This is a genomic window from Streptococcus cameli, from assembly GCF_053207365.1.
The window spans coordinates 208,427-220,464 of sequence record NZ_JBRUIM010000001.1 but is presented as its reverse complement, the minus strand read 5'-3'; the positions used below and the strand labels follow the sequence as shown (position 1 = coordinate 220,464).

Genomic DNA, 12,038 nt, shown 5'->3' with positions numbered 1-12,038 from the left:
CCCATTATCCCATATAGGAGACCACCATGCAGTTAAATGAATTAACCAAAAAAAACCAAGAATTTATTCACATCGCCACCACCACCTTGATCAACAACGGCAAATCCGATGCTGAAATCAAGGCATTATTAGAAGACATTTTGCCAACTATTCTGGAAAACCAGAAAAAAGGGATTACAGCCCGAGGCGCTTTTGGCGCACCAAGTGAATGGGCAAATAAGATTAGCAATCCTGAACCAAAAGAGCAAATCGTCGAAGAAAATGACAATCCATGGTTGATGTGGCTGGATGCAAGCCTGCTGATTATGGCCTTGTTAGGCTTTGTCAATGGAGTTATGAATCTATTTAACCAAGGAACACCTTATGGCATCCTGACTTTCCTTGTCATCTCTTTTGGAGTAGGTGCAGGAATTTACCTCATGTACCATTTTGTCTATCGCCATATGGGAGACAGCCAAAAACGCCCCAAAACTTGGAAAGCCATTCTTCTCTTGCTCCTTGCAACCAGCATCTGGTCCATCATCTTCTTCTTAGCAACCATGATTCCTGTCGCAATCAATCCAATTCTACCTCCTCTTGCGATGCTTCTTTTAGCAGCAGCAGCCTTTGGTGTACGCTATTACCTAAAGAAAAAATACAATATCCGCAATGCTATGCAACCCGTACGGTAAACACTTTAAAAAAGAATTTGGAGACTAAGCTCCAGATTCTTTTTTCTATAATCACTAGTCAATGGTCTAAAAGGTACTTCAATTTAGCAGAAGAAAAAACCAGCCAAAGCTGGTTTTTGATTAATCTTCTGTTACGAATGGTAGCAAAGCCATTACGCGAGCGCGTTTGATTGCTGTTGTTACTTTACGTTGGTTCTTAGCAGAAGTTCCAGTCACACGACGTGGTAAAATTTTGCCACGTTCTGAGATGAAACGGCTAAGAAGCTCAGTATCTTTGTAATCAACATATTCAATTTTGTTCGCTGCGATGTAATCAACTTTTTTACGGCGTTTGAATCCGCCACGACGTTGTTGAGCCATGTGTTTTCTCCTCTTTATATTTTCTTGGTTGTCCAATTTCTAATCACTGATTAGAATGGTAGATCGTCATCTGAAATATCCATCGGATTGCCACCGAATGGACTTTCTTCACGAGCAAAGTTTGGTGTTTGTGGTTGTGAAGACTGTGATTGGAAACCACCAGTTGAACCGCCAGCATAACCACCTGATGGTTGACTGTATGATCCACCTGCTCCACCTTCACGTGTAGCACGACTTTCCAACATTTGGAAGTTGTCTGCAACAATTTCCGTTACATACACACGTTGCCCTTGTTGGTTTTCATAATTACGAGTCTGAATGCGACCAGTAATTCCAATCAAGGCACCTTTTTTTGCCCAGTTTGACAAGTTTTCCGCAGGTTGGTTCCAAATCACGCAGTTGATGAAGTCAGCTTCACGCTCTCCGTTTTGGTTCTTCCGATTGCGGTTAACAGCCAAAGTAAACGTTGCTACTGCAACATTATTGGGTGTGTAACGAAGCTCTGCATCGCGGGTCATACGACCTACTAGTACTACATTATTGATCATAGAACACCTACTCTAATTAAGCTTCAAGCTTAACGATCATGTGACGAAGAATGTCAGTGTTGATTTTTGACAAACGGTCAAACTCATTAAGAGCGACGTCATCAGTTGCTTCAACAGTAACGATGTGGTAAAGTCCTTCGCGGAAATCTTTGATTTCGTATGCAAGACGACGTTTTTCCCATGCTTTTGATTCAACAACAGTTGCACCGTTGTCAGTCAAGATAGAGTCAAAGCGTGCTACCAAAGCGTTTTTAGCTTCTTCTTCAATGTTTGGACGAATGATATAAAGAATTTCGTATTTAGCCATTGATATTTCCTCCTTTTGGTCTAATGACCTACGCTCCTTGGCGCAGGTAAGTGAGGGATACTCACAAAACAATATTATACAGGAATCTTAGCTAAAAAGCAAGGGAAATCTCTATTAGAGAAGCAAAAAAGAAGCGGTTAAGCTTCTTTTTGATTTATTCAACACTGAATAGATATGGATAAACTGGTTGGTTACCCAAGTGGATATCTACTTCAATATCCTCAAATTTTTCTTCTAGGTTTTGGGCCAATTCTTGAGCCAGCGCTTCATCACCGTCTTCACCAACGTAAATGGTCACTATCTCACTATCTTCATCTAACATTTTGTTAAAAGTAGCTTCTAAAGTGGCCATCATATCTGGATTGGAAACCACGATCTTGCCATCCACCATACCGAGATTATCATTTTCATGGATTTCCAAACCGTCAATAGTTGTATCACGGACAGCCGTTGTCACACTACCACTTTTTACATCAGCTAACGAAGCTGTCATGGCTTCAAAGTTTGCTTCAATATCCACACTTGCATCAAAGGCCAACAGACTGGTTAAACCTTGTGGAACTGTTCTGGTCTCAATGACTTTCACAGCTACTTCTGCCACTTCTGCTGCCGATTGAGCTGCCATAAAAATATTTTTGTTGTTTGGTAAAATAATAATGTTACGGGCATTCACCAAATCAATCGCTTTCACAAAGTCTTCTGTTGATGGGTTCATGGTTTGTCCCCCTGAAATGACAAAGTCAACGCCTTGTGATTTCAAGATTTCTGTCAAACCGTCACCTGCTGCAACTGCAATAATGGCATATTCTTTTTGCTCAGCTGGACGTGTGAAACCTGTTTCTTCCTTCACAACTTGTGCTTCATGCTGATTGCGCATGTTGTCTACTTTGACTTTGACCAAGCTACCGTATTGCAATCCAGCCTGCATAACAAGACCTGGATCTTCTGTATGCACATGAACTTTGACAATCTCATCATCGTTAACTACAAGCAATGAGTCCCCAAGATCGTTGAGGTAGTTACGGAATTCTTCGTAATCGAAGTCTTTAACATAGGTTGGACCTTGGCGAAGGGCAACCATGATTTCTGTACAATAACCGAAGGTGATGTCTTCAGTTGCCACATGACCTGCTACTGATTTGTGGTGCTCTGCATTAATCATTTCTGTCATAACAGCTGGTGTTGCTTGGAAGTCTTCCGATGAAATGTACTCACCTGTCATAGCAGATAGGAAACCTTCATAGATATAGACAAGACCTTGACCGCCCGAGTCAACGACACCAACCTCTTTCAAGACCGGAAGCATGTCTGGGGTTTTAGCAAGGGCACGTTTTGCACCTTTCAAGGTCGCTTCCATGACTTCGATGGCATCATCCGTTTCTTCTGCTTTTTTAAGAGCAGCTGTCGCAGCCCCGCGCGAAACAGTTAAAATGGTGCCTTCTACTGGTTTCATAACAGCCTTATAAGCTACTTCTACACCATTTTGGAAGGCATGCGCCAAGTCTTTTCCATCCAACTCTTCTTTGTCTTTAATCGCTTGACCAAATCCACGAAATAATTGAGACGTAATAACTCCTGAGTTTCCACGAGCTCCCATCAAGAGACCTTTTGAAAGAATCTGGCCCACTTGACCAACGGTATCAGCAGGACGGTCCGCAACCTCCTTGGCACCGTTTGTAATGGTCATTCCCATATTGGTACCGGTATCGCCATCTGGAACGGGAAAGACGTTCAACGAGTTTACATATTCAGCTTGTTTATTTAAACGGTCAGAAGCCGCCTGCACCATTTCTTGAAATAAACTGGTAGTAATTTTAGACACAATTATTCTCCTACAACTTTAATATTTTGGATATAAACATTGACCGCATCAGCCGTGATGCCCAATTGGTTCTCCAAATTAAATTTCACTCGCTCTTGAATATTACGAGAAACTTCTGAGATCTTCACTCCATAGCTCATCACAGTATAAACATCCACTGCAATCGATCCGTCTGCTGTTGTTTTTACAACAACCCCTTTAGAATAGTTTTCTTTTCGCAAGAGGGCTTGGAAGTTATCTTTAATGGCTGCTTTACTTGCCATGCCGACTACACCGAAAATCTCCGTTGCAGCACCACCAACAACGGTAGCAATGACGTCATCTGTCAATTCAATTTGGCCGTCTTTTGTATTCATTTTAACAGTCATATTTTGTTACCTCAAATAGTTTTATCACTCTATTTTATCACAAATTCATGCTGGTGTAAAAAAGAAGCTGTTACAACCGAACCGCCAAACCTTTATAACTACAAAAAAAAAGCCCGAGGCTTTTTCTTATACACGTTCAACTTTGCCTGATTTCAATGCACGAGCTGAAGCCCAAACTTTTTTAGGTTTACCATCGATCAAAACAGTAACTTTTTGAAGATTTGGTTTAACAGTACGTTTTGTTTGGTTCATCGCGTGTGAACGGTTGTTTCCTGATACAGTCTTACGACCTGTAAAGTAACATACTTTAGCCATTTGTGTTTCCTCCTACGTAGTTTGTTAAGGATGTGCTAGCACCACATACTTATCTATTCTACCAAAAAGACATTCGATTTGCAATAGGAAAAGATTATGATTTTCAATTCTTTCTCTAATACAAAAACTTTAAATTCCTTTATTTGCTTGTTTTCCGGTTAAAAAGATATGCTAGTAAACAAAATACCAAACAAAAACCAAAGAAGAGGCTAACCATTTGTAAATTTGTCAGCAGGGCTCCAACTAACAATATCAGCGCCGATAAAATTGCAAAAACAGGAGCTATTAAACCTGTTATTCTATTAGTAATTTCACCCTTTAAACACAATCGCAACACGATGACGTACAAAATAATAAAACTAATATTGTTAAAGACAATGGTGATTTCACTAATATCACTACCAGGCAACAACTGAAATTTCATCGCCAAATAATGAATGAATAGCCAAAACAAGGTCACAACTGCCACAGAGACACTCGCAGGGATTGATAGTTGGTATTTTAAATGAATCTGTGAGAAGGATTGATTCTTTATCCAACCCCTTTCAGCAAAAGCTTGTGGAAGACGCATCGCTCCTAACAACATTCCGTTGGAGACCCCTAAAACCGAAATAATAATCACAACCAAAAGAAGGCGACTAGCTGTTTTTCCATATAACAGTTGCATAGCCATCGGCACAGCATCGTTTCCAGCTTTTAAAATAACAGAAGGCCCTAGAATCGCATTTAGTCCATAAAAGAAAGCCAAGTACAAACTTAAAATAAGTAAGGGCCCCACCAAAAAGGCTAAGGGAAGATTTTTCCGTGGTTGTTTGATTTCAGGCGCAATACTTGCTACGATGGTCCAGCCATCATAGGCAAAATACAACGGAACTAAGCCAGATAGCCAACTAACCCCTATATCATTAGGAATCGAAGTCAGAACCGCCTCCTGTGTATTTTGCCCAAATATGCCAACACAGGCAATAATCACCAGCGGGACAACCTTGATCACAGTCGATAAACTTTGGAATCGTCCAGCCAACACTTTTGAAAAAATATTTAATATGGTCAAAACCAGCAGATAAATCGCTGCTAAACTTACCTGGGCTTCAAGTGTCGATTGACTTCCTAAAGTATAAGCCGCAGCAACCCAAACAACAACTGCAATCACTGTCGGAAGATAGATATAAGCCGTAAATAAGCCCAGTGCAGTCGCCAGCCCAGGGTGAATATAATGAGCATAATAATGAAAAATCCCACCACTATCAGAATGACGCAAAGCCAACTCTGATAACGATAAACTCCCAAATACAATCGCAAACGAGCCTAGCATAATAATGGCCATTCCCAAAAGAACACTCCCGCCTGCAAAACTTAAAATATCATCTGCCTTAAAATAAATCCCCGATCCAATAACGATGCCAACAATCATGGCAATCGTTGTTCCCAAACCGTAACCTACACGGTTTTGTTCAAATTGTTCTTTTTCCATTTTTTTATTATAACAAAATTCCAGCCATATTGAAACGGCATTCGTTTACCAGTCAAAATGAAATCTATCGTTTTATTCCTACACTTTTAGCATCGTCTTTTGGGTGGTACTCAGCAAAAGAACAGCAGAGCTCCATTTCTCTACTGTTCTTCTTATTATCTATCTTTTTATTCTATATGAACGAATATATCAAAAGAATCGATTTACTGCAAGGCTGTTTGTAAAGCAGTCTCTAAGGCGATAATTTCATGATCAACCTGCTCAACAGTCGTATTTGGATTCAATTGTACGCCAACAGCATGTGTAATTGCCTTGTTTAAAGCATGGTAAACTTGGAAACTCTTCACAGGTAAGACTTCCTTATCTCTTCTAAAACGCGTGTTCCAAATCGCTTTATCTAATTTAGATTTTGTATAAATTGTCGCCTTATCAGTCGGTTGCAAATCAGGGTAGGCTAAAACTGCTTGTTGCAAGTTCTTAACCGCTTCTACCTGAGCTTTAATAGAATCTACTGATGCAAACGGATCGGCTATACGAAGCACTAGTCTTGTAATACCAAATCCCATATCAAGATTTGCTTGACGTACTTTATTTGATAAATTGTTTGTTGAGAAAGTAATCGCCTCAATCACATGCGTCAACGCTTCTATTCGAGCACCAATCGAATCCAAATCATAAATTGTATTAGGGTTAGCACGCAATTGTACTTCTATTTTCTCAACTGCTCTTACAGCTGTATTAACTTGTTGTTCATAATCTGTACCACGAACCTCTTCTTTGATAGCATCCAATTGAGCTTTTTCTTGAACCAATTGTTCTTGCAGTTGTTGAGTTTCTTCAGCAATAACTACTTCACTAGCTGGTACAGATACTCCATTTTCTTCAGCATAAACAGGAACAAGCACAGGAGACAACAACGCTACTCCGATTAATAAAGTGCTAGACCATTTAACAAAAAGGAAATCGAGGTCATTTTTTCCCAAGAGATTCAAAATAATATAGCATATAAGGCTGATAAAACCTATCAGAAAAACGATCCAGATGCTTTTGATTCCTAAAAAATTAAGAGAGTTCTCTCTAATAAATACAATATTAAAAAAGGTCATTTCAAACACACAAAAACTCATATATCGTAGTTCTAAAAACCTACATATTGTTGCTTTTCTTTCTTTAGTCTCTTCTGATTATAGTCATTTTTTTAGAGTAAATGAAAAACTTAAAACATTTTATCCACTGATATGGGAACTAAATCTGTTTCTCTACTCTAAATGAAAACTTCGCAAAAAAAGAAAGGGAACACAATTGCAAAAAAAAGGCTTACCCTTTCGGATAAACCCTCTGTTCAATAATGTTTCAACAAAAATTAAGCTTTGTTTGCACTATATAAATGAACACACAAAGATCTGTAATGTCATTCGGGGGCAAATCGGGGGCAAAATCATACTAAAAAGGCTTACCCTTTCGGATAAACCCTCTGTTCAATAATGTTTCAGCAGAAATTATGCTTTGTTTGCTGAACCGAATACATCGATGCGTTCTTCAACCATGTCTTGAACAGCTTTTACACCGTCAGCAAGGAATTTACGTGGGTCGAAGAGTTTTTTCTTGTCGTATTCTGCTTTGTTTGCTGAGTAGTCTGCAGCAAATTTAAGAGTTGCTTCAGTGAAGGCGATTTGTCCTTCAGTGTTTACGTTAACTTTCGCAACACCAAGACGGATAGCTTCTTGGATTTGCTCATCAGGAATACCTGAACCACCGTGCAATACGATTGGAGTTCCAGGAATTGCTTCTGTCAATTTCTTCAAGTGCTCAAGGTCAAGACCTTCCCAGTTTTCTGGGTATGGACCGTGGATGTTACCGATACCAGCTGCCAAGAAGTCAATACCAGTTTCAACCATTGCGATTGCATCTTCGATTGGTGCCAATTCACCTTTACCAACGATACCATCTTCTTCACCACCGATAGTACCAACTTCAGCTTCTACTGAGATACCTTTAGAATGAGCCAAAGCAACAACTTCACGCGCTTTTTCTAAGTTTTCTTCAACTGGAAGGTGTGAACCGTCAAACATGATAGAAGTATAGCCAACTTCGATACACTCAAGAGAGTCTTCGTAGTGACCATGGTCAAGATGGATTGCAACTGGAACAGTGATGTTCATTGATTCAATCAAGTTTGCAATCAGGTTACGAGCTGTTTTGTAACCACCCATGTATTTTGCTGCACCCATTGAAGTTTGGATCAATACAGGAGCTTGTTTTGCTTCTGCTGCACGCAAGATCGCTTGAGTCCACTCAAGGTTGTTTGTGTTAAATCCACCAACAGCATAGCCGTTTTCACGAGCTGCTTTGACAAATTTTTCTGCTGAAACTAATGGCATTATAGTAGCCTCCTATTGTTTTTTAGGGTTTAACCCCATACGAGTTTATTTTACCACTTTTTCATTCAAAATGCTAGTGAATTTTGAAACTTACTGAAAATCTGCTCTGTTTAAACTCAAAAAAAGACGACTAGGTCGCCTTTTCTTATTTTACAATATCTTTCACATCATCAATCATCAATTGTGAGGATTCTAAACCTCCACCACTGAGGTACCATAAATCAGATGTTAAGTTCACAATACCATTATTTTTCCCAGCATTTGTGGCTTGTACCAATTCATTTTGCAACAGGGATTCGTTGCTTGAATTGTCACCACCGATAGCCAGTGTACGATTTAAGACAAAAATCAAATCTGGATTGATTTCACTAATTCCTTCAAAACTGATTTCTTGCCCATGGCGTGATTCTTCAATTTTAGCATCTGTCGGATGGAAGCCGAGCGTTTGGTATAGAAAGGCAAAACGCGAATTGGCTCCATTGATAGCCATATTGCCCTCATTTAAGACCATGGCCAATGCTTTCTGATCTGATTTTTCGTTAGCAGCTGCAATGGATGAAATCTGGCTATCTAAAGCCGCCAATTGTTTTTCGGCCTCCGCTATGGCATCTTCACCATAAACGCTCGCAAGAGTTTGAATATTTGTCTTCACGGAAGTCCAATAATCTGCATTATTGGTTTCAAAAATGATGGTTGGTGCAATCTCACTGAATTGTTCCATATAGTCGACTGTACGACCTGAAGCAATGATCAAATCCGGCTCCAAAGCAGCAACAGCTTCCAAATCTGGTTCCTTCATATTTCCAACACTTTCACGATCCGATAAGTCTGATAGATAGGCGGGCAACCCTTGGGTTGGTAACCCAACAATTGTTTTTTCCTTTCCCAAGGCACGAATCGTGTCTGCTGCACCCAAGTCAAAGGTGACCACTTTTTTAGGATTGACAGGAACTGTTACATCTCCAATAGTGACTTCACTGACAGCCTTAGTCGTTGATTTGCTAGAATCTGCTGTTGAATCCGTTGTTTTTTGATTTGCACAAGCGATTAACACAACCGCTGCAAAAGTAGTTACCAGCAACATACCGACATATTTTACAATTTTTTTCATTTGAAAACTTCCTTTTCTATTTTTTAATAAATACAAATTTGTTTGCCATCGACCTCAATAAGATTGACAGACATATCATACAACTCATCCAAAATGGATTTGGTCATCACTTCCTTGGTCAAACCTGACTTGAAAATTTCTCCGTTTTTAAAGGCCACCATATAATCAACATAGCGACTTGCAATATTGATATCGTGAATCACAATGACCACTGTTTTTCCCAATTCATCTACTAATTTCCGAAGAATTGTCATCATAGCCATACTTTGTTTCATATCTAAATTGTTCAGCGGCTCGTCCAGAAGAATAATATCTGTATCTTGTGCGAGCACCATGGCGATAAACACCCGTTGGAGTTGTCCACCTGAAAGAGTATGAATATACCGATTTCTGAGAGTTTCTAGCTCCATATAAGAAATAGCTTGATTAATTTTCAACTCATCTTCTTTTCCGAGAGTATTTCCACTATAAGGAAAACGCCCAAAGGCCACCAACTCCTCCACTCGTAATTTGACTTGGTAGTATTGGGATTGCTTCAAAAGAGAGAGCTCCTTTGCTAATTCCTTGTCATCCCATGCTTCGATTTCCTGCCCTTTGATCCAAAGTTGCCCTTTGTCCTTAGGCAAGAGACGGCTCATAATATTAACAAGGGTTGATTTTCCAGCGCCATTTGGCCCAATAAAAGCAGTCAAATTGGCAGGTGGAATATCTAAGGAAATATGGCGCAAAACAGTTTCTTCACGAAAGTGTTTTTCAACCGATTCTAATTTCATAACCGTTTTTTCTCCCTAAAAATCAAATAAAAGAAAACCATCCCACCAATCAGCTCCACAATCATGCTAATATTCAAGCGGTAGCCTAGAAACCGTTCTACTATAAATTGCCCGGATAACAAAACCAGAAAACCTAATAGGCTGGCTAGGACAAATAATTCACGGTGTCGGTAACTATTGAGCAGGCGATAAGTGACATTTGAAACTAAAAATCCTAAATAGCTGAGCGGTCCGACAATCGCCGTAACGGTCGCTACAATCATCGCGATATACCATAAGATCAATCGTTCTTCTTTAACAACTTCCACTCCTAAAATCGTCGCTGTTTCACTCCCTAAATGAAGGACATCCAGCACAGGAGCTTTTCTCCATAGCAATCCAATCAATAAGATCAAAAACAAGATGCTAAATCCTAAAATCTCACTATTCATCCGTTGAAAGCTCGGAAACAACTTTGATTGCAACTGGTCATATTCATTTGGATCCATCGTGACTTGGATAAAAGTAGCCAAACTTCGCAACAAGGTTCCCAATGACATACAAATAAGCAACACCAGCATCAGTCCCTTATTTAACAAGGTTTTCAAGCTCGGTTGCAATAATAGAAAAAAGAGAGATTGAATCCCAATCAGAATCATACACTCTACGATGGGATGTAAGGAAATCGCACCAACCAACCGAAAAGAGCCCCAATAAAGAATCGTTTGTAATAAGACATAAACCGTTTCAAGCCCTAAGACACCAGGTGTTAAAAAACGATTCCCTACGATGGTTTGAAAACTAATACTCGAAAAGGAGATACCTGTTGCAACGAGTAAATAGGCAACTAACTTTTGACCTCTTGATTTTAAGATATAACTTGTAACAGGCCTACCAATTGGAAACAAGTACAAGACCATTGATAGAAGGATCCCTACACTCAACAATGCACATAATCTTATGACGGTTGACTTATCCCTATGCATAGACGCGCCCCTTCCATAATAAGACAATGAAGATGAAACTGCCTAAAACACCCAAAATTAGGCTCACAGACACTTCGTAGGGAGCAATCACAAGGCGGGCAAGAATATCACACAAAAGAACCAAAATAGCACCACACAAAGCTGTTAATCCTACTGTTTTTGTTAAATAATCACCATGATAGAGACGGATCAGATTGGGAACAACAACGCCTAAAAATGGCAGGGATCCAACTGTAATGACCGTAACACTGGTTGTCAATGAAATCAGTACAACAACCAATCCCTTATAACGGTCATAAGGCAATCCCAGGATACGGCTGGAATCCTCCCCCAAAGCCATGAGGCTAAAACTGCCAGATAAAGCCCAGGTTAAGATTAAGATCACCACATTCAAAAATAACCATTCATACTGGTGCGTTTGAACCATTGAAAAAGACCCTTGAAGCCAAGATGATAGGGATTGCACCAAATTGAAATGATAAGCCACTATACTAGCCACTGAGCCAATAATGCCGCTATACACTAATCCGACAAGTGGTAAGACCCATTGTTCTTTAGCCGACAATTCCTTCATCATCTTTAAAAATACAAGGGTTAATACAATTGCGGTGACAAAGGAGAAGACCATTTTTTGCATCAAACTAGCTTGCGGAAAAACAAATAGACTCAGTAGCATTCCAAATTGCGCTGCTTCTACTGTTCCAGTTGTAGACGGGGCTGCAAAAGCATTTTGCGTCATGGTCTGCATCAAGAGTCCTGCCACTGCCATACTTGAACCAGCAAGAACAATACTAAGTGTCCTTGGAAGACGAGATGTTTGAAAAACAAGCCACACTCCTGAATCTCCTTGCAATAGTCCCTGCCAAGAAAATGAACGACTAGCTCCAATGGTCAGAGAAAGAAGACTCAAAACGATAAACAATACAAGATACAACCAAAAATT

General features: G+C 39.8%; 14 protein-coding genes. 1 reads left to right on the top strand and 13 read right to left on the bottom strand.

The window, feature by feature from the left end; genetic code table 11:
- Positions 1-26 precede the first annotated feature (26 nt).
- A complete protein-coding gene (locus tag ACVR1I_RS01135; protein WP_447442211.1) occupies positions 27-671 on the top strand; it encodes a DUF1129 domain-containing protein in 645 nt (214 codons plus the stop codon).
- 120 nt (positions 672-791) lie between these two features.
- Here the strand turns inward: ACVR1I_RS01135 and rpsR are convergent, their stop codons facing one another.
- The 13 genes from rpsR to ACVR1I_RS01070 all read right to left on the bottom strand — a co-directional run bounded on the left by rpsR (position 792) and on the right by ACVR1I_RS01070 (position 12,029).
- The gene (gene rpsR, locus ACVR1I_RS01130; RefSeq protein ID WP_018166749.1) at positions 792-1,031 is read right to left on the bottom strand and encodes a 30S ribosomal protein S18; all 240 of its coding nucleotides are present in this window, start codon (positions 1,029-1,031) and stop codon (positions 792-794) included.
- Between the two features lie 50 nt (positions 1,032-1,081).
- Entirely contained in the window at positions 1,082-1,579 is a 498-nt protein-coding gene (locus ACVR1I_RS01125) for a single-stranded DNA-binding protein (RefSeq protein WP_447442210.1), read from the bottom strand.
- 16 nt (positions 1,580-1,595) lie between these two features.
- A complete protein-coding gene (gene rpsF / locus ACVR1I_RS01120; protein ID WP_447442209.1) occupies positions 1,596-1,886 on the bottom strand; it encodes a 30S ribosomal protein S6 in 291 nt (96 codons plus the stop codon).
- Between the two features lie 154 nt (positions 1,887-2,040).
- Positions 2,041-3,708: a fatty acid kinase ATP-binding subunit FakA gene (gene fakA, locus ACVR1I_RS01115; protein WP_447442208.1), complete on the bottom strand. Its 1,668-nt coding sequence runs from the start codon at positions 3,706-3,708 to the stop codon at positions 2,041-2,043.
- Positions 3,709-3,710: 2 nt separating this feature from the next.
- The gene (locus tag ACVR1I_RS01110; RefSeq protein WP_447442207.1) at positions 3,711-4,076 is read right to left on the bottom strand and encodes an Asp23/Gls24 family envelope stress response protein; all 366 of its coding nucleotides are present in this window, start codon (positions 4,074-4,076) and stop codon (positions 3,711-3,713) included.
- A gap of 126 nt (positions 4,077-4,202) precedes the next feature.
- Positions 4,203-4,391, bottom strand: coding sequence for a 50S ribosomal protein L28 (gene rpmB / locus ACVR1I_RS01105; protein ID WP_018164578.1), 189 nt, complete (start codon positions 4,389-4,391; stop codon positions 4,203-4,205).
- 139 nt (positions 4,392-4,530) lie between these two features.
- The gene (locus ACVR1I_RS01100; protein WP_447442206.1) at positions 4,531-5,865 is read right to left on the bottom strand and encodes an APC family permease; all 1,335 of its coding nucleotides are present in this window, start codon (positions 5,863-5,865) and stop codon (positions 4,531-4,533) included.
- A 203-nt stretch (positions 5,866-6,068) separates the two neighbouring features.
- Positions 6,069-6,980 carry a CAMP factor family pore-forming toxin gene (locus ACVR1I_RS01095; RefSeq protein ID WP_447442205.1) on the bottom strand — a complete coding sequence of 304 codons (912 nt, stop codon included), beginning with the start codon at positions 6,978-6,980 and terminating at the stop codon, positions 6,069-6,071.
- Positions 6,981-7,364: 384 nt separating this feature from the next.
- A complete protein-coding gene (locus tag ACVR1I_RS01090; protein ID WP_447442204.1) occupies positions 7,365-8,246 on the bottom strand; it encodes a class II fructose-bisphosphate aldolase in 882 nt (293 codons plus the stop codon).
- 145 nt (positions 8,247-8,391) lie between these two features.
- Positions 8,392-9,357 carry a siderophore ABC transporter substrate-binding protein gene (locus tag ACVR1I_RS01085; RefSeq protein ID WP_447442203.1) on the bottom strand — a complete coding sequence of 322 codons (966 nt, stop codon included), beginning with the start codon at positions 9,355-9,357 and terminating at the stop codon, positions 8,392-8,394.
- A 23-nt stretch (positions 9,358-9,380) separates the two neighbouring features.
- Positions 9,381-10,130, bottom strand: a complete 750-nt coding sequence (locus tag ACVR1I_RS01080) for an iron ABC transporter ATP-binding protein (protein ID WP_447442202.1) — start codon at positions 10,128-10,130, stop codon at positions 9,381-9,383.
- The gene (locus ACVR1I_RS01075; protein ID WP_447442201.1) at positions 10,127-11,029 is read right to left on the bottom strand and encodes an iron chelate uptake ABC transporter family permease subunit; all 903 of its coding nucleotides are present in this window, start codon (positions 11,027-11,029) and stop codon (positions 10,127-10,129) included. The genes ACVR1I_RS01080 and ACVR1I_RS01075 overlap by 4 nt, the downstream gene beginning before the upstream one ends.
- A gap of 58 nt (positions 11,030-11,087) precedes the next feature.
- Positions 11,088-12,029: an ABC transporter permease gene (locus ACVR1I_RS01070; RefSeq protein WP_447442200.1), complete on the bottom strand. Its 942-nt coding sequence runs from the start codon at positions 12,027-12,029 to the stop codon at positions 11,088-11,090.
- Positions 12,030-12,038 lie beyond the last annotated feature (9 nt).